22 protein-coding genes are annotated in these 22,304 nt (G+C 61.6%); 8 read left to right on the top strand and 14 right to left on the bottom strand.

Annotation, left to right across the window (positions count from 1 at the left end; all coding sequences use genetic code 11):
• Positions 1 to 207 precede the first annotated feature (207 nt).
• Entirely contained in the window at positions 208 to 537 is a 330-nt protein-coding gene (locus ACSQ8R_RS08825) for a flagellar basal body protein (protein ID WP_436252992.1), read from the top strand.
• A gap of 349 nt (positions 538 to 886) precedes the next feature.
• Here ACSQ8R_RS08825 and dusA read toward each other — a convergent pair whose 3' ends face one another.
• The 4 genes from dusA to ACSQ8R_RS08805 form a co-directional block, all read right to left on the bottom strand.
• Positions 887 to 1,942 (bottom strand): tRNA dihydrouridine(20/20a) synthase DusA, encoded by a 1,056-nt coding sequence (gene dusA / locus ACSQ8R_RS08820; protein WP_436255422.1) that lies wholly within the window; start codon positions 1,940 to 1,942, stop codon positions 887 to 889.
• Between the two features lie 264 nt (positions 1,943 to 2,206).
• The gene (locus ACSQ8R_RS08815) at positions 2,207 to 3,256 is read right to left on the bottom strand and encodes an AI-2E family transporter (RefSeq protein ID WP_436252991.1); all 1,050 of its coding nucleotides are present in this window, start codon (positions 3,254 to 3,256) and stop codon (positions 2,207 to 2,209) included.
• 163 nt (positions 3,257 to 3,419) lie between these two features.
• Positions 3,420 to 3,740: a hypothetical protein gene (locus ACSQ8R_RS08810; protein ID WP_436252990.1), complete on the bottom strand. Its 321-nt coding sequence runs from the start codon at positions 3,738 to 3,740 to the stop codon at positions 3,420 to 3,422.
• A 235-nt stretch (positions 3,741 to 3,975) separates the two neighbouring features.
• Positions 3,976 to 4,419, bottom strand: a complete 444-nt coding sequence (locus tag ACSQ8R_RS08805; protein ID WP_436252989.1) for an SRPBCC family protein — start codon at positions 4,417 to 4,419, stop codon at positions 3,976 to 3,978.
• 250 nt (positions 4,420 to 4,669) lie between these two features.
• Between ACSQ8R_RS08805 and ACSQ8R_RS08800 the strand changes: the two genes are divergently transcribed.
• Positions 4,670 to 6,349, top strand: a complete 1,680-nt coding sequence (locus tag ACSQ8R_RS08800) for a Na/Pi cotransporter family protein (RefSeq protein ID WP_436252988.1) — start codon at positions 4,670 to 4,672, stop codon at positions 6,347 to 6,349.
• On the opposite strand, the gene ACSQ8R_RS08795 is transcribed toward ACSQ8R_RS08800, so the two are convergent.
• Positions 6,346 to 6,879 carry an NUDIX hydrolase gene (locus tag ACSQ8R_RS08795; RefSeq protein ID WP_436255421.1) on the bottom strand — a complete coding sequence of 178 codons (534 nt, stop codon included), beginning with the start codon at positions 6,877 to 6,879 and terminating at the stop codon, positions 6,346 to 6,348. The genes ACSQ8R_RS08800 and ACSQ8R_RS08795 overlap by 4 nt on opposite strands.
• Before the next feature lie 94 nt (positions 6,880 to 6,973).
• Here ACSQ8R_RS08795 and ACSQ8R_RS08790 point away from each other — a divergent pair, with 94 nt between their 5' ends.
• On the top strand, positions 6,974 to 7,618 hold the full coding sequence (locus tag ACSQ8R_RS08790; protein WP_436252987.1) for a DUF47 domain-containing protein: 645 nt from the start codon (positions 6,974 to 6,976) through the stop codon (positions 7,616 to 7,618).
• Positions 7,618 to 8,622 (top strand): anion permease, encoded by a 1,005-nt coding sequence (locus tag ACSQ8R_RS08785; RefSeq protein WP_436252986.1) that lies wholly within the window; start codon positions 7,618 to 7,620, stop codon positions 8,620 to 8,622. The genes ACSQ8R_RS08790 and ACSQ8R_RS08785 overlap by 1 nt, the downstream gene beginning before the upstream one ends.
• An 88-nt stretch (positions 8,623 to 8,710) precedes the next feature.
• Here the strand turns inward: ACSQ8R_RS08785 and ACSQ8R_RS08780 are convergent, their stop codons facing one another.
• On the bottom strand, positions 8,711 to 9,457 hold the full coding sequence (locus ACSQ8R_RS08780) for an SDR family oxidoreductase (protein WP_436252985.1): 747 nt from the start codon (positions 9,455 to 9,457) through the stop codon (positions 8,711 to 8,713).
• Positions 9,458 to 9,556: 99 nt separating this feature from the next.
• Between ACSQ8R_RS08780 and ACSQ8R_RS08775 the strand changes: the two genes are divergently transcribed.
• Positions 9,557 to 10,462 carry an AraC family transcriptional regulator gene (locus ACSQ8R_RS08775; protein WP_436252984.1) on the top strand — a complete coding sequence of 302 codons (906 nt, stop codon included), beginning with the start codon at positions 9,557 to 9,559 and terminating at the stop codon, positions 10,460 to 10,462.
• Positions 10,463 to 10,518: 56 nt separating this feature from the next.
• Here ACSQ8R_RS08775 and ACSQ8R_RS08770 read toward each other — a convergent pair whose 3' ends face one another.
• Positions 10,519 to 14,352 (bottom strand): ATP-binding protein, encoded by a 3,834-nt coding sequence (locus ACSQ8R_RS08770; RefSeq protein WP_436252983.1) that lies wholly within the window; start codon positions 14,350 to 14,352, stop codon positions 10,519 to 10,521.
• A gap of 433 nt (positions 14,353 to 14,785) precedes the next feature.
• On the opposite strand from ACSQ8R_RS08770, the gene ACSQ8R_RS08765 reads away from it, so the two are divergent.
• Positions 14,786 to 15,472, top strand: coding sequence for a fumarylacetoacetate hydrolase family protein (locus tag ACSQ8R_RS08765; protein ID WP_436252982.1), 687 nt, complete (start codon positions 14,786 to 14,788; stop codon positions 15,470 to 15,472).
• Between the two features lie 23 nt (positions 15,473 to 15,495).
• Positions 15,496 to 16,023 (top strand): gamma carbonic anhydrase family protein, encoded by a 528-nt coding sequence (locus tag ACSQ8R_RS08760; RefSeq protein ID WP_436252981.1) that lies wholly within the window; start codon positions 15,496 to 15,498, stop codon positions 16,021 to 16,023.
• Here ACSQ8R_RS08760 and ACSQ8R_RS08755 read toward each other — a convergent pair.
• Genes ACSQ8R_RS08755 through ACSQ8R_RS08745 form a run of 3 tightly spaced genes read right to left on the bottom strand, consistent with a single transcriptional unit; the run spans position 16,020 to position 18,179 of the window.
• On the bottom strand, positions 16,020 to 16,460 hold the full coding sequence (locus tag ACSQ8R_RS08755) for a Fur family transcriptional regulator (RefSeq protein WP_436255420.1): 441 nt from the start codon (positions 16,458 to 16,460) through the stop codon (positions 16,020 to 16,022). The two genes, ACSQ8R_RS08760 and ACSQ8R_RS08755, sit on opposite strands and share 4 nt — an antisense overlap.
• Complete coding sequence (znuB, locus tag ACSQ8R_RS08750; protein ID WP_436252980.1) at positions 16,460 to 17,284, bottom strand: zinc ABC transporter permease subunit ZnuB; 825 nt, start codon at positions 17,282 to 17,284, stop codon at positions 16,460 to 16,462. The genes ACSQ8R_RS08755 and znuB overlap by 1 nt, the downstream gene beginning before the upstream one ends.
• A complete protein-coding gene (locus ACSQ8R_RS08745; RefSeq protein WP_436252979.1) occupies positions 17,277 to 18,179 on the bottom strand; it encodes an ATP-binding cassette domain-containing protein in 903 nt (300 codons plus the stop codon). Before ACSQ8R_RS08745 ends, znuB begins: the two co-directional genes overlap by 8 nt.
• A gap of 95 nt (positions 18,180 to 18,274) precedes the next feature.
• On the opposite strand from ACSQ8R_RS08745, the gene ACSQ8R_RS08740 reads away from it, so the two are divergent.
• Complete coding sequence (locus tag ACSQ8R_RS08740) at positions 18,275 to 19,282, top strand: zinc ABC transporter substrate-binding protein (protein ID WP_436252978.1); 1,008 nt, start codon at positions 18,275 to 18,277, stop codon at positions 19,280 to 19,282.
• A gap of 94 nt (positions 19,283 to 19,376) precedes the next feature.
• Here the strand turns inward: ACSQ8R_RS08740 and ACSQ8R_RS08735 are convergent, their stop codons facing one another.
• The 4 genes from ACSQ8R_RS08735 to ACSQ8R_RS08720 form a co-directional block, all read right to left on the bottom strand.
• Positions 19,377 to 19,709 carry an RcnB family protein gene (locus ACSQ8R_RS08735; protein ID WP_436252977.1) on the bottom strand — a complete coding sequence of 111 codons (333 nt, stop codon included), beginning with the start codon at positions 19,707 to 19,709 and terminating at the stop codon, positions 19,377 to 19,379.
• 168 nt (positions 19,710 to 19,877) lie between these two features.
• Positions 19,878 to 20,288, bottom strand: a complete 411-nt coding sequence (locus tag ACSQ8R_RS08730; RefSeq protein WP_436252976.1) for a PIN domain-containing protein — start codon at positions 20,286 to 20,288, stop codon at positions 19,878 to 19,880.
• A 5-nt stretch (positions 20,289 to 20,293) separates the two neighbouring features.
• Positions 20,294 to 20,539, bottom strand: a complete 246-nt coding sequence (locus tag ACSQ8R_RS08725; RefSeq protein ID WP_436252975.1) for a hypothetical protein — start codon at positions 20,537 to 20,539, stop codon at positions 20,294 to 20,296.
• Between the two features lie 35 nt (positions 20,540 to 20,574).
• Positions 20,575 to 22,182, bottom strand: a complete 1,608-nt coding sequence (locus tag ACSQ8R_RS08720; protein WP_436252974.1) for a glycoside hydrolase family 43 protein — start codon at positions 22,180 to 22,182, stop codon at positions 20,575 to 20,577.
• Positions 22,183 to 22,304 lie beyond the last annotated feature (122 nt).

Genomic DNA, 22,304 nt, shown 5'->3' with positions numbered 1-22,304 from the left:
GGCCGGCAGGCGGGAGGGGTTTTGATGCGGAGCAAAGGCCCCTCCCCAACCCCTCCCCACAAGGGGGAGGGGCTCCACGCATCGCCCCCCGCCCCGTTCCGGCACATCTGTGCCGCCCCGCGCTACACTTCCCTTACCCTTCCCGTTCAGCCTTCCTTGAAGCTCTTGCTCTAAAACATCTGCCATCGGTTTTTGGGGATGCTGATCATGGGTCTGTCGGCGGTGATGAACATTGCGGTTTCGGGCATGCAGGCCCAGGCCAGACGGCTTGCGACCGCCGCCCACAACATCGCCAACGCCGATACGTCCGGCTACAACCGCCTCGACACCCAGGTCTCGTCCCTCCCCAACCCCGGCGGCGTCACCACCACCGTCACCCCCTCCACCTCGGTCACCTTCCCCGACAGCTCGAATGTCGACATGGCCAGCGAAATGCTCGACGCCATCACTTCGGCGCAAGGGTTTGCCGCGAATGCTGCGGCGTTCGAGACGGGCGCGGATATTTGGGACGTGTTGATGAGCATCAAGCGGGATTGAAAACTCCAGCGGCGTCCGAGGGTTTTTCAAAAACCCGGATTGCGCGGCGCAGGTGGAAGACGATGCCGGGCGGCGGTCATGGCCTGCGGCATCGTGGTCTGAGAGCGTGCATGACGCCCTCTTTGGAGGGGCCCGCAACCGTTCCCACAACCCCCGTCATCGCAGAGGGACCGCAGTCGCGGGCATAACCCGCCGAACGGGGCGCTGAGAGGTGTCACTACTTACTTACCTTACGAGGCAACTTTCAGCGCCCCGTCCGATCTTCGGGTCTCGCTTTGCTCGCCCGGGGATGACGAAAAGAAACCGAGGTCGCCAAGGGGGAGTATGTCCAACGACCGCGATGTGGCCCTCACCCCGCCAGCTTCCTCTCTTCGGCTTGAACCCGCGGACCGGCGTCGATATCCACCGCGGCAAAGGCGGCCGCGATGACCTCCGGCCCGGCGCCCGGCCGGGTGGCGTCGGTGGAAAGGATCTGGCGAAACCGCCGCGCGCCGGCAAAACCCTGGAACAGCCCGACCATGTGCCGGGTGACGTGATGCAGCCGCCCGCCCCGGCCGATCAGTTCCGCCGCGTAGTCCATCATCGTGTCGCGCAGCGCCGGCCAGTCGACAGCCGGGGTTTGCGCTCCTCCGGAACCGTTATCCGCCAGAAGCGGATCCACTCCGGCCAGCAATCCGGTATTGTGATAGGCGGCGCGGCCGAGCATCACCCCGTCCATGTGGGCAAGATGCCGGGCCGCCTGTTCCAGATCGGCGATGCCGCCGTTGATGCCCATGAACACGTCCGGGTTTTCCCGCTTCACGGCATAAACGAGGTCGTAGTCGAGCGGCGGGATCTCGCGGTTTTCCTTCGGGGACAGCCCCTGCAGCCAGGCCTTGCGGGCATGGATCCAGACACCATCGGCGCCGGCGCCGATCACGTGGCCAAGGAAATCCGGCAGGACTTGCGCCGGCTCCTGGTCGTCGACGCCGATCCGGCACTTGACGGTGACCGGCACGCGCGACACCCGCTTCATCGCCTCGACAAGCGTTGCCACATGCGCCGGATCGCGCATCAGGCAGGCGCCAAAGGTGCCCGACTGCACCCGGTCCGACGGGCAGCCGACATTGAGATTGATCTCGTCATAGCCGAAATCGCCAGCGATCCGCACCGCCTCGGCAAGCTTTGCCGGATCCGAACCGCCGAGCTGCAGCGCGACGGGATGTTCCTGCGGCGAATAGGACAGGAGCCGGTCGCGCGGCCCATGAATGATCGCATCGGCCACTACCATCTCGGTATAGAGCAGCGCCGACTTCGACAATTGCCGATGCAGGAAACGGCAATGCCGGTCCGTCCAGTCGATCATCGGCGCGACGGCGAAGACAGGAGCCTTGAAATATTCAGCCTTTTTAGCTGTTTGCGTCACTTTCTTCACCGTCTTCTTCACGCGCGTCTTCGCCCGGATCCGCCGTTTAAGCCCTGTATCCGGCGCAATCCGGCAAGTGGAATTGCCGTGTGCCAAACCAGCAAACGGTCGTCGGCACCACTGCGTCCGAGCCAACGCAGGATAAGGCGTCGGCTTTCCCTACTCCATCGACCCTGTCGGGGTCAATTTCCGAGCTGCGGGAGAAATCCGCGGAGGCGGTGGTATGATCGGCGGCAAGATACATGCGAGAGGCCATTGCCCTCGTCAGGCACCCGAAATGCCCTCCTCCTCGACGAATATTCCCCAGGCGGCGATGAAGAGAGCGGCTACGAGCGGTCCGATAACGAACCCGTTGATACCGATCAGAGAGATTCCGCCGATGGTGGAAATGAGGATGACATAGTCTGGAAGCTTGGTTTCCCTGCCGACCAAGCGCGGTCTCAGAAGGTTATCGACAAGACCGATGACCAGGGCGCCGACCGCGACCAGCACGATCGCCTTCACCCAAAAGCCGGCAAGCGCCAGGTAGACGGCCGTCGGCATCCAGATCAATGCAGCACCGACCGCCGGCAGCAGCGACAGGACGCTCATCAGAACGCCCCACAGCAAGGCCGGCTCCACCCCGAGCGCCCAGAACGCGATGCCGCCGATCGAGCCCTGGATGATGGCGATGATGATATTGCCCCGAACGGTGGCGTGGATGACGGCGGTGAATTTGGAGGTGAAGCGACGGGTATGCGTATCGCTGAGAGGCAGCGCTGTTCTGATCGTGCGGGCGAGCACCCGCCCGTCCCGGAACATGAAGAACAGCAGATAGAGCATCACTCCGAAGGCGACGAAGAACTGCAGCGTGTTCTGGCCGAGGCTCAGGGCGCGTCCGGCAAAGAAACCACCGCCCTGCATCAGCGCGCCGGAGACGCGCTCCCGAAGCGTGTCTAAACCCTCCAGCTCGATCCGCTCGATCCAGCCGCGGACGAAGAGGGGCAGCGTCTCCTGCAGTTCCTGGAAAAACCTCCGCACATCGATCTCGCCGTTGTCGATACGCGCATAGAGGAGGTTGCCCTGCTGGACGAGCGAGCTGAGGACGATCAGCCCTGGAATGATGACGACGCAAAGGCAGATCAGGACGGAAAGCGCCGCCGCGATATTTCTCCGCCCACCCAGCCAAGCCTCGATGCGAGCATGAAGGGGGAAGAAAATAATGGCAAGCACGATCGCCCAGAATATCGCCGAATAAAACGGCAGGACGACTGCGACGAACGCAATGGTCACGAGGACCAGAAGCACATAGAAACCGACACGCTGAAGAGGCATTCGACCTTTCCGCCTTGGGACCGCTGCAATGGTAACACAATACGGCCGCGGCGTGGCCTCCGGTCTATACCCCACTGTCCGGTTTTGCACGCCCGCCTCGACGACCACCGCATAAGCGGTGACCGCGGGCTGAGGCCGTGCAAAAGCGATTGTTCAAACCCTCTCAGCCAAAGGCGATTTCTTCGGCGGAACGTTCCATATCCTGCCGGCGATGCCTTTTGGCACGCCCCTTCCCGGCGAGAATGAAATCCAGCCCGGCCGCGGACGATCCGAACCGGTCGATAAGACGCTGCGCTTCCTGCGCACTCAGGCCATAGTTCTTGACGAGGTCCTGCGGCGCATATTTCCGTCTCCGATGCGGATCGGGATCGGGGGCTTCATCCTGCGGACGATCGGATCGCGCTTCGGAGGGCGGAACCGGATTGGATCGCGCCGGCGCGGGAGGCTGCCGGTCGGGGACGGATTTCATCGGTGGCTGTTGCATGACTTCCTTCTCTTTCGGAATGTCAACAAGGCAGGCCTGCGTTGGTTCCCGGATCAACGTTTGGGCGAGTTCCACCGGAGCTCAATTTGGAGTGAACGCCACCGGCATGGCGATCCCGACGTCATCCACGACGAGAACCGGATCGGGTTGGAAACACAGGTAACCTGCGTCTCGCGCCGGATCGCGAAAGGTCGCTGACGCGATCCGGTCTCCCGGCTTTGCGCCGTGATATAGGTTATTCGTTGATCTCGGGCTCGACGACCTTGGCCAGGTTCCGCAGCGACTCCTGCCAGCCGAGATAACAAGCCTCGGGCGGGATGACGTCCGGCACGCCTGCCTGGGTTATGTTCACCTCGGTGCCGACCGAAACCTTCTTCAGCGTTACCGTGACTTCCATCTCGCCCGGCAGGTTGGGATCGTCGAATTTGTCGGTGTAACGGACAAGTTCGCCCGGGACGAGTTCGACAAATTCGCCGCCGAAGGCATGGCTGTTGCCCGTCGTGAAATTCCTGAAGGACATCCTGAACTTGCCGCCGACTGTGGGCTCCAGGTGATGTACAGTGCACAAGAAGCCGTTGGGCGGAAGCCATTTGGCGAGCGCATCAGCCTCGATGAACGCGCGATAGATCTTCTCCGGGCTGGTCGCCAGAACGCGATGCAGGCGTATGGTGTTCGGCATGGCCGTGATCCTTCCGATGTGGTGAATAGACTACCCCAGGACGAACGAGACTTTGCCGATCCGACATCCTATCGTCTCGTTTCTAAAAAAATGTTCCGCATTGCGGGAATACCGGACGGTGGCCCGTCAAATATCTACCGGTCAAACCTCAGCCTTGAAAAAGCGATAGATCCCGGCAACTATGTTAGCTGGCTAACATCTGGCGCCGCCCGTTCGATTCTCCGTCCGGCTGATTATTTACGGAACTAGCATGCCCTTCATCATAGCAATCATTACCCTTGCCGGACACATAGCCCTCCTTTTATGGGGGACGCGGATGGTGCAGACTGGCATCCAGCGTGCTTTCGGCCCCAATCTCCGATCTTTTCTCGGTCGCGCGCTGAACAACCGGATAAAAGCCTTTCTGTCCGGACTGGGCGTCACCGCAATTCTCCAGAGCAGTACGGCGACCGGGCTGATGGCATCGGGGTTCGCGGCCGACGGGCTGGTCGATCTAGTCCCGGCGCTTGCCGTCATGCTGGGCGCCAATGTCGGCAGTACGCTCATCGTGCAGGTCCTGTCCTTTGACGTGGCCGCCGCGTCACCGGCTCTGGTTTTGCTCGGCGTCCTGATGTTCCGCCGCACCCAAAATCCGCAGGTCCACGACCTCGGTCGTGTGTTTATCGGCCTTGGCTTCATGTTGCTTGCCCTACATCAACTGCTCGGCGTGCTGACGGAATATGCCGATACGCCGGCCTTCGCCGCGGTTCTTTCAGCCATATCGACCACGCCGCTCCTCAGCCTTCTGCTCGCCGCCGCACTGACCTGGGCCGCCCATTCGAGCGTCGCGGTGGTCCTGCTTGTCATGTCGCTTGCGAGCCAGGGGCTGATCGATCCCTATCAGGCTTTCGCACTGACCCTCGGCGCCAACCTGGGTACGGCGATCAATCCGGTCGTCGAGGGGCAGTCCGCAAATGATCTTTCGGCCAGACGGCTTCCGATCGGCAATCTGATTACCAGAATTCTGGGCGTTTTGGCGGCGTTTGCGCTGCTCTCCCCGATTACGGCGCTGATGATCCAGATCGAGGGCGACGGTGCCCGGTTGGTCGCGAATTTTCACACGGCATTCAACCTCGTGGTCGCGGTCGTCTTCATGCCGTTCCTCTCGCCGTTCGCAAACGCTCTCGTCAGGCTGCTGCCGCGGCGGATCGACGAGAGCGATCCTGGCCATCCGCGATATCTCGATCCGTCAGCGAAGGAAACGCCGGTCGTCGCGCTGCAGGGCGCGGCGCGGGAAGTTCTGCGGCTGGTCGATGTGCTGGAGGAAATGCTGGCGGGAACCAAGGCTGCCCTGACGAGCACCGATCGCCGCGCCCTGGCGGAATTGCGACGGAAGGACAATGTCCTCGACCGCCTGAATACGGCAGTCAAACGATATCTCACTTCCATCGACCCGGAGGAACTCAGCGATATCGACCGGAGACGCCTCGACGAGATTCTGCTGTTCTCGACCGGCCTGGAACACGCAGGCGACGTCATCGACCAGAACGTGCTTCCCCATCTTGTCAAAAGACTGCGCCGGGGAATGACCTTCTCGAAGGAAGTCCAGCAGGAACTGAGCGGCCTGCTGGACCGCCTCTCCAACAATCTGCGCACCGCTGCTGCCCTTTTCATGTCGCAGGACGAGCGGGTTGCACGCATGCTCGCCGACGAAAAAATCGCCTTCCGGCGGGCCGAGCGCGACGGAACCAACGTTCATTTCAAACGGCTGCGCGAGGGCGATGTCGATACGGCGGAGACCAGCTCTCTGCACCTGGACCTGTTGCGGGATTTCAAGCAGATCAATTCGCACCTCGTCGCAGCGACGGCCTATCCGGTCCTGGAGCGGCAAGGTGAACTGCTGCAAAGCAGGACCACCTACCAAAGCGTCGGCGACCAGGTTCAGAATTAGCCGCGATTGCGCTTCTTGCGACCCTGCGGCTCAAATTCGACGAGCAGCGACTTGAGCTCGATCTCGCGAACGCGCCGCGCCGCTTCATCGGTGCTGACCCATTCCAGAACACGCTGCCCCCGTTCCTTGAAGGCACCAGCGACATCAGTGACCTCGATCTGGAATACGTCCACGATACAGGGGACCACATCGCCGTTGTCCAGTTCTTTCAGATAGGTATAGCGACCGACCGGTTTCTTCTTCACCGCCCCGCTCACGCCCGCTTCCTCCCAGGCTTCGGTCGCCGCCGCCTCGAATGGCTTTTTCCCCTTCATCGGCCAGCCTTTCGGGATGACCCACCGCCCGGCCTCGCGTGAGGTGATCACCAGGATTTCAACCTGGGGGCCGTCAGCCCGATATCGAAAGCACAAGGCGCCATATTGTTGGCGAAACGCGCCGGCGAACAGGCTGCCGGGAACTGCCGCGAGTTGCTTGAGCAGCGTCTGGGATCTGTCCGGTCGCGGCTTGCCGCGTTTTTTTGTGGATTTCATGCGGATCAAACTGTCGATTTTGCTTGTTGCTTCAAATGCGCGAGCGTGTTTATGACACATTTATGACAGTCAGCCGTATGGAAGGTCGCATGGTATGATGGGTATTTTTCGGAAGCTGATGCCGCGTGAAGACAGATTCTTCGAAATGTTCTGCCGGCACTCGGAAACAGTCGTCGCGGCAGCCCACGCGCTTGACCAGCTTCTCAAGGGCAATGAGGTCGAGAAAAATTGCGAGCTGATCGTCACATTGGAGAATGACGCCGACGACATCACCCGGGACGTCCTTCTTGCCGTGCGGCGGAGCTTCATCACGCCCTTCGATCGCGGCGATATCAAGGATCTCATCCAGTCGATGGATGACGCGATCGACATGATGCATAAAACGGTCAAAACGATCAGGCTGTTCGAGCAATCAGGCTTCGATCCGCTCATGCAGCAGATGGGCGGCGAAATCGTCAAGGCGGCGAACCTCATTTCGGAAGCAATCCCCCTTCTCAACAAGGTTGGTTCGAATGCTCAACGCCTTGCAGCGATCGCCGAGGAGGTTACCCGCGTGGAAGGCCGCTCGGACGACCTTCATGATCAGGGCCTGAAGGACCTCTACCGGCGTCACGGCGCAAGCGGCGATGCGATGGCCTACATGATCGGCAGCGAGATCTATGGCGAGTTGGAAAAGGTTGTCGACCGTTTCGAGGACGTTGCCAACGAGATCAGCGGCATCGTTATCGAGAACGTTTGATGGATATGTCTCTCGCCTTGCCGCTCCTCTTCGGCCTGATCGCACTCGCTCTGTTCTTCGACTTTCTCAACGGCCTTCATGACGCGGCCAATTCCATCGCGACGATCGTATCGACCCGTGTCCTGCGGCCGCAATATGCGGTCGCCTGGGCGGCGTTCTTCAATTTCATCGCCTTCCTTTTCTTCGGCCTGCACGTGGCGGAAACGCTCGGCACGGGCATCATCGATCCTGGAATCGTTTCGCCCCAGGTGATCTTTGCCGCCCTCATGGGGGCAATCATCTGGAATATTCTCACCTGGATTTTCGGAATACCGTCCAGTTCCTCGCATGCGCTCGTCGGCGGACTGGTGGGCGCCGGTCTTGCAAAGGTCGGCTTGAGCTCGATTGTCTGGAGCGGTCTCGGGAAGACCATCGGAGCGATCTTCCTGTCGCCGGCCATCGGCTTCCTGCTGGCGCTGCTGCTCGTGCTCCTCGTGTCCTGGCTCTTCGTTCGGCAAACGCCGTTCGCGGTCGATCGGACATTTCGCGTGATGCAGTTTATCTCCGCGTCGCTCTACTCCCTCGGCCACGGCGGCAATGACGCGCAGAAAACGATGGGCATCATCGCGGTGCTTCTGTTCAGCCAGGGATATCTCGGTTCGACCTTTTACGTGCCCTTCTGGGTGGTGCTTTCCTGCCAATCCGCAATGGCGCTCGGCACTCTCTTCGGGGGATGGCGGATCGTCCATACCATGGGCTCGAAGATCACGAGGCTCAACCCGATGCAGGGTTTCTGCGCCGAGACGGGCGGAGCGTTGACACTGTTCGGCGCGACCTGGCTCGGCATTCCCGTTTCCACGACCCACACGATCACAGGCGCGATCGTCGGCGTCGGCGCCGCGCGCCGGGTCTCGGCGGTGCGTTGGGGTCTTGCCGGCAACATCGTGATCGCCTGGATCGTGACGATGCCGACAGCTGCGGCGATATCGGCGGCGTTCTACAGCTTCGCGGATTTGCTGCAATAAATACACCGCTGCCGAGGACCCGCTTGCCGCGGACGGGTTCCGCGGCAAGCCGGTTCGCGGCGATCTTGAAAGATAGTCGGCGCCGGCGTCAGCCAGCCAGTGCCACGGCGTCGGCGCCGGCAGGAATGCGAGCCGGTGACGACGGGTCGGTCGCCGCAAGCCAGACTGCCTCGGCCACATCGAGTGGCCGGGTGACAGCCGACTGCTGCTGCTCCCAACCGGCGAACACCCTCTGTACCAGACCGGCATACGCCTCGGGGAAGCCGCCCTGACCGTGCATTCGCGACCGTGCGTTTTCTCCGAACCGGGTGTCGGGCGCCCTTCCGGGCTGTACCAGGCGCACTCGCACATCGAACTCCTGGAGTTCCAGCGCCAGAACCTCTGTGAAGGCATCCACCGCAGCCTTGCTCGCCGTATAGACCGAAAGAAGAGGAAGTGGCTTCAACGTCACGCTCGACGCCACATTCACCACGACGCCGGTTCTCCGTTGCCGGAATTGAGGCAGTACCGCCTGTGTCACGGCCATCGTCCCGAGGGTGTTCGTCTCGAAGATTTCGCGAGCGGTATCCATCGATGTGCCTTCAAGGGCATTCAGCCAGCCGATGCCTGCATTGTTGACGAGGACGTCGATTGGTCCGGCGTCATCGATGGCTCGACGAATGCTTTCCGGATCGGTGACGTCGAGGGCGAGTATCCGGAGGTGCTCGGAGGAATGCAGAATATCCTCGCGCGGCGAACGCATCGTGGCGATGACTTTCCAATTGCGGTCGCGGAAATACCCGGCGATCTCCAGACCGAATCCGGACGAGCAACCGGTGATGAGGACGGTTTTCATGGCGGCTCCTTCTTGTGTTTTGCAGCGCCTGAAATCTAGACCGCCGAGATTGGACTTACTATAATCAGAAGTCCGGTTCTCATTCGTGAAAGTCCCGATATGGTCGATCCATTCGCCGAAGTGGTGACGTTGCTCAAACCCAGTGTGCCATCGACGAAGCTCGTCAGTGGCGCGGGGGCCTGGTGTGTTCAGCGTCTGGAATCGGGACAACCCTTCTACTGCGTGATCCTCGAAGGTTCGTCCCGCCTGACCGTCGATGGGCAAGACGCAATCGATCTGAGGGAGGGTGACTTCGTTCTGATCCCGTCGGCCTATGGCTTCACCATGTCGAACCTGGAACCAGCGCCGTCGGCGGGCGTGGATCCGTTGACCGTCACCAGGTTCGCGGACGAGATAAGACATGGCAATCCGGATGGGCCGCCCGACGTCCGGCTGATGGTCGGCCATTTTGTCTTCGGTTCGCCGGACGCCGCCCTGCTGGTTTCACTCCTGCCGCAACTGGTGCATGTTCGCGGCGAGAGACGGCTTGCGACCCTTGTAAAGCTGGTGCGGGAAGAAGCTCGCGAACAGCGGCCTGCGCGCGACATGATCCTGGCGCGCCTGTTGGAGGTGCTGCTCATCGAGGCACTCCGGTCCACGGCGGGCACCGCAGCGCCGCCCGGGCTTCTGCGCGGACTGGCCGATGGACGGCTCGCGGCCGCCATCCGTCGGATGCACGAAGATCCGACCCTGGACTGGACGGTGGAGCAACTGGCCCAGGAAGCCGCCCTCTCCCGTTCCGCCTTCTTCGATCGGTTCCGCCGCGCCATGGGCGTCACCCCGATGGAGTACCTGCTTTCGTGGCGCATGGCCCTGGCGAAGAACCTTCTGCGGCATGGCGACGGCGGCATGAAGGAGATTGCCGAACGTGTCGGATACGGTTCCGCAAGCGCGTTCAGCGTCGCATTCACCCGTTTCGTCGGATTGCCGCCGACGCGCTATGCGCGCGAAATGATCCAAACATAAGGCCGCAAAACGGTGCTCTGATCGGGGACCCCGGCGATCTTCGGGTTGTCGCATGTCTATTCCCTGGCATCCGGGATCGTTGCCCGGAGAGCCTCCGAAAGCTGCCGGAGACTGTAGGGTTTTGGCAAGATTTCCACGCCTTCCGCGGTCGCGGCGCTCTTGAGCACGTCCGCATAGCCCGATGTGAGCAGGATTGGCAGTTTTGGATGTCTCTGCTTGACCTCCTTTGCGAGGTCCACCCCATTGATGCCGCCAGGCATCATGATGTCGGAAAACATCAAATCCGGCTCGGCATCGGACGCGAGTGCGGTCAGCGCAGCGGCCGCCCCATCGACGCGGGTTACGGAATAGCCAAGCTGGTCGAGCATGTCGTTGACCAGCATGGCGACGCTGTCGTCGTCTTCCACGACCAGGATTTTTCCGGCGATACTCCTGTCCGTCTCGCCGTGGGCGCTGGACGGATGGTTGCCGCTCGCCTCCGATGATGCCTCCATCGACCGGGGAAGCCAAAGGTCCACGGCCGTTCCGACCCCTGGTTCGCTGTTGATCTCGACCGATCCGCCGGAGGCCTCGACGAACCCGTAAACCTGCGCGAGCCCCAGTCCTGATCCCTTGCCGACTTCCTTCGTGGTGAAAAACGGCTCGAACACCCGCTTGAGAACCTCGGGCTGCATTCCGATGCCGCCATCGGCGACGGTGATCTTCACGACGTCACCCTTTTTGCCCGACGCATCGACGATGGAATTGGAAGCGCTGATGACGATCGTCCCGCCCGCCGGCATTGCGTCGCGCGCATTGACGCAAAGGTTCAACAGCACGAGCTCAAGTTCGGACGGGTCGGCCTGTACCGGCCACACGCCCGTATCGACATCGACGTCGACAGTGATGTCTCCGCCAAGCGTCCGGTCGAGAAGTTCGCGCATCTGGAAAATCTGGTGGCGAAGATCGACGGGCTGCGGCTTCAATGGCTGCCGTCGCGCGAAGGTCAGCAATTGCCTGGTGAGCGACGCTCCACGATTGACTGCCTGCAGCATGCCGCTTTTGATCCGCTCCCGCCGCACCGGATCGTCGCGTTTGTCGAGGACATCCAATCCACCGGAGATGACCATCAGGAGGTTGTTGAAATCGTGCGCGACACCGCCGGTGAGCTGACCGATCACCTCCATCTTCTGGGCCTGGCGCAGCGTTTCCTGCGTCTTCCTCAGTTCGTCGTCGCGCGTCTTGTGGTCGGTGACGTCGCGGGCGCTGGAATAGAGCTTGTCATCGACGACGACAGCCACCCAGGAGAGCCAGCGATAGTCACCTTCCCGGGTCAGGCATCGGTTTTCGAAGTGAAGCACGGGCATGCCGCGTTGCGCCGCCTGCAGCGCAGTTTCGCTCGCGACAACGTCGTCCGGATGAAGCAGCGCCCGCAACGGCGTGCCCAGAAGTTCCTGCTCCTCCAAACCGAGGGTTTTCTTCCAGGCGGGGTTGGTCTTTTCGAATACGCCTGTTTCGAAGTCGATCACCGAGAGCAGGTCCGGACTATATTGCCACGTCCGCCCCCGCTCTCGCGAATGTTCAAGAACGCGGCGCTCCAGATCCGCATTCAGCTCATGAAGGCGCGCGGCAGTTTCTCTCAGAAGCATTTCGCGCCGATCCCGCGATAGCCTGATCAACGCCGCAATGCGCGCCACCAGTTCGCGAGCCGAAAAAGGCTTCACCAGGTAATCGTCTGCGCCGGCGCCGATACCCTCCAGCCTTGCCTCTTCGCCGGCACGGGCGGACAGCAGAATGAAGGGCGTGTCCTTGAGTTCGCCATCCGTCCGTATCCTCGACAGCAGACCAAAGCCGTCGAGCCCAGGCATCATGACGTCGGAAACGATGAGGTCCGGCCGCCTGAGACGCGCTACGGCGAGCGCCGCCTCTCCATCACCCGCTGTCTCGACCGTAAAGCCGGATATCGACAGAAGCCGCTCCACATAGGCACGCATATCCGCATTGTCGTCCGCCAGCAGGATATGCCCGGTCGGAGCAAGCGTCTCGGCCGCCTCGGTGCTCCCGGCCGGCGACATCGACACGGCACTCGCAGCAGCGCCTGCCGAGAGCCACGACATCGCTTCATCGACGAAAGCCTGGCGTCTGCCGACATTGCTCTCGATCGGCTGGGAGTTTCGCATCTGTTCCGGAGGGATATGCGCCTTTCCGAAGGGTATCGAGATCGAGAAGGACGTGCCTTCGCCAAGCCGGCTTTCGGCACGGATTTCCCCGCCCTGGAGATGCACCAGCTCCAGCACCAGGGCGAGGCCGATGCCGGAACCCTCGAACGACCTTCCTTTTGCACCCTCGATGCGGTGAAAGCGTTCGAACAGGCGCGGTAATTCTTCGGCGGCTATTCCCGTGCCGGTGTCGCGGATCGTGACTTCGACACGTTCCATGTCGTCCGACGGCCGAACGGCTATGCGTATCTCTCCGTCGAACGTAAATTTGAACGCGTTGGAAAGCAGGTTCAGGACGATCTTCTCCCAGAGATCCCGGTCGAGATAGACCGGCTGGGGCAAGTCGGCGATTTCGACAACCAGCCTCAGCCCGGCATGTTCGATCGCGGATCTGAAATTCGATGCCAGCTCGGCGGTCAGGCTGCCGATATCGACCGGTTCGAAGGACGCCTGCACGCGCTGCGCCTCGATCCTCGAAAAATCCAGCAGCGTGTTGACCAGTTTCAACAGCCGGTGGCCGTTGCGCTGGGCGACAAGAATTCGCTGCCTGTCTTCGAAGGAAAGCCCCTCGGACTGTTGGAGCACGTCGGCAAGCGGCCCGAGCATCAGCGTCAACGGGGTGCGGAATTCATGGCTGACGTTGGAAAAGAACATGGTCTTGCTGCGGTCGATTTCCGCCAGCGCCGCGGCCCGCCGCCGCTCGTCCGCTCGTGCACGCACGGCGCTGACTGCGGCGGAAATCGCGGTCGCAAGCAGCTCGTAGAAGCCCATATAGGTGTCGTCGAACGGCAGCCGTGGCGATGCTCCCGCCACCACGAACACCGGAGGCAGGTCCAGGCCGGGGACGGCGATGGGAAGAAGGAGCGCTCGATCGGGAGGCTCCTCGTAAGGCCCCGCACCTTCGAAGAGACCGGAAAACATGGCGATCCCCAGAGGGCCGCCTGTGGCCAGCGCCTTCTCCATCGGCCAGGGCGCGCTCGAGTGCGCGTCGATGGTGGTCATGGATGCGAGGCCTCGTTCCGGCAGACCATACTGCGCCGCCAGCGTGTAGCTGCTCCCATCCGGAGACAGATGATAAAGAAGAAGAAGCGGCAGATCGAATTCGAACTGGGCAAGCACTTCGACTATGCGCCGCGACAGGTCGTCCATGTCTTCTGCCGAAGCCAGGCTGGCGTTCAGATCCCGCAATGCGCGGGTTCGTCGTTCCGACAGCATGGTCGCAGTCGTCTCCGTCACCGGATGGAACAGGCCGCCGATCTCGCCCGTCTCGTCCCGGATCGGGGAAAGCGAGAAGGTGAAAAACGTTTCCTCCAGATAGCCGTTGCGGGTCAGAAACATCCGCTGGTTTTCGAGGAATGACGTATTGCCCTGGCGCGCCTGCCGAAATGGTTCGCCGATCGCCGGCCAGGCGCTTGACCAGGTGACGCTGTAGTCCTCCCCGAGAGCCCGGGGGTGAGCCTCACCGCATACGGTGCGATACCCGTCGTTGTAGATCTGGACGTTTTCGTCGCCCCAGATCACGTTGATCGGAAAATTCGAAGCGAGACAAAGGCTGACGGTTGTCTTGAGGCTCTGGGGCCACCGATCGATCGGCCCGAGCGGCGTGCCGCTCCAGTCCTTTGTCCGAACCAGCTCGGCCATTTCGCCGCCGCCGGCCAGGAAGTCACCGGTGAGTATCTGCTGTGTCGACAACCAGGTAGCCCCATTCTGGCACCGGCTTGGGAACCTAACGCTTTGTACAATGAGCCCCTCAGCTCAGCCGTTGTAATTCCGTTTGGGTTCGTGAAGCCGCCTCAATGCCCCGGATCCATGGCACTCTTCGTGACGAGAGAGGTCGCGGAACGGCCCGGACGACTAATAAACGAATCACTGAAACAGCCTAGCATGAACCATCATGGGTTGAAATTACGCTTCATGAGTGTCGTCTTGCGAAGTCAGAAGGTCAGGCCACCTCACGCCGGAATACCATTGCTGAAGGCCGGCGTCGATTGCGAAAGCGCGCGGTCCATCCTTCGCCGACTTTTCTTGCTGCCTCGAAAAAGTGCTAGGATTAACCGGTAAATTGGGAGACAAAGGGCACCGTCTTTATCGGCCCCGTGCCCCGCAGTTTTCCAGGATGCCTTCCATGCTCGCGACCGTGATCCCCGCTCCCGAAACCGTCCTTCTCGACATCGAGGGCGTCGCGGAACAATTCCCGGTGCGCCGGGTCTATTGCGTCGGCCGCAACTATGCCGACCACGCGATCGAGATGGGCGGCGATCCGTCGCGCGAGCCGCCGTTCTTTTTCCAGAAGAATGCCGACAACATCTATAACGGCGAAACCTTTCCCTACCCGCCGCTTTCCTCCAGCGTCCATCACGAAGTGGAACTGGTCGTGGCCCTGTCCGGCGGCGGCGCCGATATTCCGGTCGAGGACGCGTTGTCCAGGGTCTACGGCTATGCCGTCGGCATCGACTTCACCCGCCGCGACCTGCAGGACGTGGCCAAGAAAATGAGCCGCCCGTGGGAGGCCGCCAAAGCCTTCGAGAAATCGGCTCCCGTCTCGGCCCTGGTCCCGGCCGCGAAGATCGGCCATCCGTCGGCAGGCGGCGTCTGGCTCGACGTCAACGGCGCTCGCAAGCAGTCCGGCGATCTCAATCAACTGATCTGGAAACTGCCGGAGATCATCGCCGAACTGTCGAAACTGTTCGTGCTCGCCCCCGGCGACGTGATCATGACGGGCACTCCCGCCGGCGTCGGCGCGGTGGTGCGTGGCGACAAGGTCACCTGCGGCATCGAGGGCGTCGGAAAGCTGTCGCTCACGGTCGCCTGACGAAGCCGGCCAGGGAGGAAACCATGCCCATCTATGCACTCGGAGAATTCGAACCGAAAACGCCCGGCCCCGACCGCTTCTGGCTGGCGCCGGATGCGACCATCATCGGCAAGGTCGAACTCGGCGAGGATGTCGGCATCTGGTTCGGCTCGGTGCTGCGCGGCGACAACGAGCCGATCGTGGTGGGTGCGGGGACCAACATCCAGGAAGGCGTGATGATCCACACCGATCCGCGCTATCCGGTGACATTGGGTGAAAACTGTACGATCGGCCACCACGCGATCATCCACGGCTGCAGGATCGGCGACAATTCGCTGGTCGGCATGGGGGCGACGATCCTCAATGGCGCCAAGATCGGCCGGAACTGCCTGGTTGGCGCCAATGCGCTGGTGACGGAAGGCAAGGAATTTCCCGACAATTCGCTGATCGTCGGCTCGCCCGCAAAGGTCATGCGGGTGCTCGACGATGAGGCGGTCGAGAAGCTGAAGCAGTCGGCAGTTCGTTACGTCGCCAACTGGAAGCGGTTCGCTCGCGACCTGCGGCTGCTTTAGGCGGCGCAGGCGCCGCACAGCCCGCGGATTTCGATCGTCGTCTTGGCGGGTTTGAATTTCTTCGCCTTCGCCCAGTCGCTCAGGCGGTGATCGACCTCGTGGTCGTGGAATTCCGACACATGACCGCAACTCTCGCAGATCGCAAAGGCGACCGTGCCGTGCCCGTGGCCATGTCCCTTGCCGCAGCATTCGCTTTCCGGATGGGCGCAGGCGACGAAGGCGTTGAGGCTTTCGAGCCGATGCACCATCCCGAACTCCAGCAGCTTGTCGAGCGCCCGGTAGACCTGAAGGGGCGCGCGAAAACCGTGGTCGCGCAGCCGGTCGAGGATCGTATAGGCGCTCATCGGCGCATCGGACCGGGTCAGAACGTCGAAGACGAGCGACTGGTTCTTGGTCAGCGCCGGAGCGGAGGTCGGTGTCGAGACTGGTGCGTTCATCATCGCACTCCTTGGTTGCCGGCCTTCTCGGCCGTGTTTTTACGCGCTGCCGGGAGCAGGCTTAGTATGAAAAGTAAGAGCGCCGCCACCACAATGGAAGGGCCGGACGGCGTATCGTAGTGCAGCGAGCCGAACAGGCCGCCGATCACGGCGAGCGCGCCGATCACCGAGGCGAGCACCGCCATCAGTTCCGGGCTTGCCGAAAACCGCCGGGCGGTCGCCGCCGGGATGATCAGAAGCGCGGTGATCAGCATGATGCCGACGATCTTCATGGCGATGGCGATCACCAGCGCCATCAGGAGCATGAAGAGCAGCCGCGTCTGCGCCGGCTTCATGCCTTCCGCCTCCGCCACGTCCTCGCTGACGGTGGAGGCGACCAGCGGCCGCCAGAGCCAGACGAGCGCCGCCAGCACCAGCACCCCGCCGCCCCAGATGAGCGCGATATCGGTGCGCGTCACGGCGAGGATATCGCCGAACAGGAAGGCAATGAGGTCGATCCTGACCCAGGTCATGAAGGCGACGAGCACGAGGCCGATCGCCAGAGCCGAATGGGAGAGGATGCCGAGCAGCGCGTCCGCCGACAGCGACTGGCGCCGTTGCAGCGCCAGAAGCAGCAATGACACGACGACGGCGACGCCGAAGACGGCGATCAAAAGGTTGATCTGGAAGAACAGCGACAGCGCCACGCCGAGCAGTGCCGAATGCGCCATCGTATCGCCGAAATAGGCCATCCGCCGCCAGACGACGAAACAGCCGAGCGGCCCGGCCGTCAATGCGACACCGATGCCGGCGACAAGGGCGCGGGTGAAAAAATCGTCAAACACGGCCCTCTCCCTTCACCTCGGCATGAACGCCATGATGGTGGTGTGAATGGTCGTGATCATGCGCATGGCCGTGTGCATCCTGATGATGGTGCCCGTCATCGGGATGGCAGTGATCGGTGACCGAACCGTCGCCATGCATCACCCGGCCGTCCGGCAGATGCGTGTGATCGTGATGATGGTTGTAGACCGCCAGCGACCGCGAATTGCCGAAGAGTTTCAGGTAGTCTGCGCTCTGGCTCACCACTTCCGGCGTGCCGCGGCAGCAGACATGGCCGTTGAGGCAGATGACCGTGTCGGTACCGGCCATCACCATATGCAGGTCGTGCGAGATCATCAGGATGCCGCAGCCGGTGGAATTGCGGATCGAGCGGATCAGATCGTAAAGCGCGCTCTCGCCGGCAAAATCGACACCCTGCACCGGCTCGTCGAGCACCATCAGATCCGGCTTGCGGGCAATCGCCCGGGCAAGCAGCGCCCGCTGGAACTCGCCGCCGGAGAGGTGCCGGACCTCGGCATCGATGAGGTGGGAAATGCCGGTCGATGCGAGCGCCGCCAGAAGACCGGCGTCGTCAAGCGGGCCGGTCAGCCGCATCAGCCGGCGCACGGAGAGCGGCATGGTCCAGTCGATCGACAGTTTCTGCGGGACATAGCCGACGCGCAGGCCGGACAATCTTGCCACCGATCCTTCGTCAGGGCGCAGCACGCCGATCGCCAGCTTTGCGGTCGTGGACTTGCCGGCGCCGTTCGGGCCGATCAGCGTCACCACCTCGCCGCGACGTATCGAGAAATCGACGCCCCGCACCAACCATCGGCCATCCCGGCGGATGCCGGCATCGGCAAGCGATACCAACTGGTTTTCGGTTCTGGGGGCGCGAGCCCGATTGGACATCAGCATGTTTTTCCGGATTCCCTGTTGTCAGTGGCTATGCCACACGTTATAGCATAACGCAATTGATGTAATAACATTACGATGCAATGCAAGGATACGACATGAAGCCGGCTTCGATTTTCGTCCTCTCCGCCGCGGTGTTTTCCGTGGGCGCCGGCCCCGGCTTTGCAGCGCCGGACGTGGTGGTTTCGATCAAGCCGGTCCACTCGCTCGTCGCCTCGATCATGAAGGGCGTCGGCGAGCCGAAACTGATCGTCGATGGCGCCGCTTCGCCACATACTTTCTCGCTAAAACCCTCCAATGCAGCCGCCATCGAAGGCGCCGACGTCATCTTCTGGGTCGGCCCCGGGATCGAGGCCTTTCTCGAAAAGCCCCTGGACGCGCTGGCGGCCTCGGCAACGGTGGTTGAGCTGGAGGATGCACCCGGACTGCAAAAACTGCGCTTCCGCGAGAGCGGCGCCTTCGAGGCCCATGACGATGGGCATGAAGGCGGAGAAGCGAAAGACCATGACGACCATCAACATGGCGACCATGACAAACCCGCCGACGACCATGCGGACCACGACGATGACCATCATGATCACGGCGGTTTCGACACGCATCTCTGGCTCGATCCGATGAATGCCAAGGCGATGACGGCGGAAATCGAAAAGACGCTGGTCAGTGCCGACCCGGCGAATGCCGCCGCCTATCAGGCAAACGGCGCCGCGCTGATGAAGGACCTCGACGCACTCGACATCGAGCTCAAGGCGACGATCGCTCCGGTCAAGGACAAACCCTTCATCGTCTTCCACGATGCCTATCAATATTTCGAGCATCGTTATGGAGTGAGCGTCGCGGGGTCGATCACCGTCAGCCCGGAGACCATGCCCGGGGCCGAACGCGTGGACCAAATCCGCAAGAAGGTGAAGGAAGTGGGCGCCACCTGCGTCTTCGCCGAACCGCAGTTCGAACCGAAGCTTGTGGCGGTCGTCACCGAAGGCACGCCTGCCCGCTCGGGCACGCTCGATCCGGAAGCAGCGACGCTGAAGTCGGGTCCCGGCCTTTATTTCGAGCTGATGCGGGGACTTGCCCGCTCGATGAAGGAATGCCTGTCGCAAGGGACCTGAGATCGGCACCGAGAAACACGATCGCCGGTCGCATAGCGGCGAATGTGTGAGGCCTGCGGGAGGGAAGGCAAATACCCCCGCAGGCCGATCTTTCTCAGCGAGCCGCGATGAAGCTCGAAATCACGCCGCTTGCAACGCCGACCAGCAGGAAGTCGTTGTCGACTTTGACCCAGTGATAACCGCGCGGCGGAGCCGACAGGCGATAACGGCGGTAATCCCGGATCTCGGCCATGCGGCGACGCTCGGCGGCCGTCATGCGATGCCCCTTCGACCAACGCGGCTTCACGACCACGACCTTCTTCTGAACCGTCACCGTGCGGTTCACGGTCCTGCTCCGGTCCGGACCGGAATGGCGATCCTGCGCCTGGGCGGCAAGCGGAGCGAAAAGCACGGTTGCGGAAAGAAGGATTGCAAAAAACTTTTTCATCAGGTGTCTCCTCGTGTTGACCACGCCTGGAAACTAGGACCCGAATGATGAACCCCATCTGAATTTAAGCATTACATTTTCGTAATGAAATTAATGTGTTCTGCTAATTTCCTCAGATTCAATATTTACTGTATTAGCATATTTGAAATTGAATCCGCTTGATGCTGTTCACAAGAACGGATTGATGATCGTCAAATTCTCGATCCGCTGACCATGAGACAAATCCTCGGAAAACAAAATCTCGCACTCTGCAAGAAGTGCTGCCGCAATGATGAGGCTATCCCAAATGGAGAAGCGGTAGCGTTCGACGATATCCAGGGCTCTCGTAAGGACTACGAACGTATTCTCCTGGATTGGAAATCTCTGCCAGCCGTGAAGCAACTCCAGTACCGTTTGGTGACCAAGCGCGCCGGGACGGCTGGCCCTTGTCATCTGGGCGTAGAATTCTTGCAGCACCTGAACGGATATGACGCAATCCTCACGTCGAAGAATCTCGTCCGCTCTTTCCCGTTTGGCGGATTCTGTTGAATCGGATGAAATGGAATAGATGAGGATGTTCGTGTCGAGAAATACCGACACGTCCTTCAGCGCCTTCTATGCAATTCGTCGCGGGAAAGGTTGTCCTTGGCGCTGATACCGACAATCCGCTTGCGCAGTTCTTCCTCGCGTTCCAGGCTTCTCTGGAATTCCTCCGGACTAAGGGGGCGTTTGCCCTCCATCTGACGGATCAGGGAAGCAATCAGCGAGGACACAGATGTATTCTTCTCGGCGGCACGGGCTGCAGCGAGTTCATAGACCTCGTCATCGAGAGCGATCGTCACATTCTTCATGGCATCAAAATAACACGAATTGCATTGGGCTCAAACTACAGTGCCTCATAAACGAAGTGATCGAAATCCGCCGCCTTTCCCCGCCCCGAGGTGTCGAAGGCAAACATGCCGGCGAATGCGCCGGTGAACGAGCCGTGTTCGCCGCGGCCGCCCTCGTCCGAGATGACGCCGGCATCGAGTTTGGGGCCGAGCGCCTGCCAGTCGCTGGAGCCGCCGGCGCGCCAGAGGAACTGCAGGTCGTTGTCACGGATCTCCATGGCGAGATGCACCGGACCCTGAGGGACGGAAACGCCGCTTCCCACCGGAAAGCTCATGCGCCCATGGGGGAAATCGCCGGGACAGGAAAAGATCGTCACGACCCTGCCGAGCTTTTCGTGCAGGGTCACCACCAGCGAATGGAACTTGTGGCGATTGTAATAGTGGGTCAGGCCCGCGACCTGCTGATAGGTGTCGGGCGAGAAATCGACCACCGTCTCCGCCCGGAAGGAATGATGTTCCTGACGGCGGGCGACCAGCGATTGCTCGAACCAGGAACCGATGCTTTCGCGGCCGAAAAGGCGCAGTTGGCCGGGACGCTCGGTGAGGCTGAACAGGCGTTCCGGATGCGGCGTGCGCAGCCACTGGAATTCCGGCGGCAGGACCTCGTCGTCGAATAGGCGCTCTATGCGGGCGGGCTGTTCGATGCGCCTGGCGTCGCCCGGGGCCGGCACATCGACGTCCGGCACGACACCGCCCTGGGCGAGATAGAGCCAGTCGTCCTCCCAGATGCACTTCTGCAGCGCCGTCTCGCGGCCGAGCGTGCAGCGGCGTTGCGGGGCGAGCGGCCGGCCGCAGAGATGGGTGTGATATGCTGCACCATCCGGCGTCTCGACATACTGGCCGTGGCCGGCGCGTTGCAGAATGGCCTTCGGGTGATCCTTCGAGGTGATCAGATGCGTCTGCGGATGCATCTCGTAGGGGCCGTCTATCGAGCGTGAGCGGGCCATGGTGACGGCATGGTCGTAACCGGTGCCGCCCTCGGCGGTGGTAAGGTAATACCAGCCGTTGCGCTTGAACACATGCGGTCCCTCGACCAGGCCGAGCGAACTGCCGGCGAATATGTTCTTAATCGGGCCTTTGAGCGCTCTCGCCTTAAAATCCCATTCCTGCAGCAGGATGCCGTCGAATGCCGGGTGTTTCGGCGCGCCGCCGTAGCTCTCGGTGCGGTGGTTCCACTGCATGTTGAGGAACCACTTGCGTCCGTCGTCGTCATGGAAGAGCGAGGGATCGAACCCGGACGAATTGACATAGATGGGATCGGACCACTCGCCTTCGATGGTCGCCGAGGTGACGATGTAATTGTGCGCGTCCTTGAAATTGCCGTCGAAGCGTTTGACGTCCGTGTAGACGAGAAAAAACAGCCCGTCGGAATAGGAGAGGCATGGCGCCCAGATGCCGCAGCTGTCGGGATTGCCGCGCATGTCGAGCTGGCTCGCCCGCTCCAGCGGCCGGCGTACCAGCGTCCAGTTCGCCAGGTCGCGAGAATGATGGATCTGGACGCCGGGATACCATTCGAAGGTCGAGGTGGCGATATAATAATCCTCGCCGACGCGGCAGATGGACGGATCGGGATTGAAGCCCGGCAGGATGGGGTTGTGGATCATGTTCTCCTCCCAAAAGATATGCACCGGATGCCCCTCATCCGGCTGTCGCCAACTTCTCCCCGCGAGCGGGGAGAAGGATGCTGGAGCACCGCCTCGCCACAACACCCTTCTCCCCGCTTTAC

This window comes from Neorhizobium sp. LjRoot104 (assembly GCF_964253725.1).
Taxonomy (GTDB): domain Bacteria; phylum Pseudomonadota; class Alphaproteobacteria; order Rhizobiales; family Rhizobiaceae; genus Neorhizobium.
This window is presented reverse-complemented; position numbering and strand designations above follow the sequence as displayed.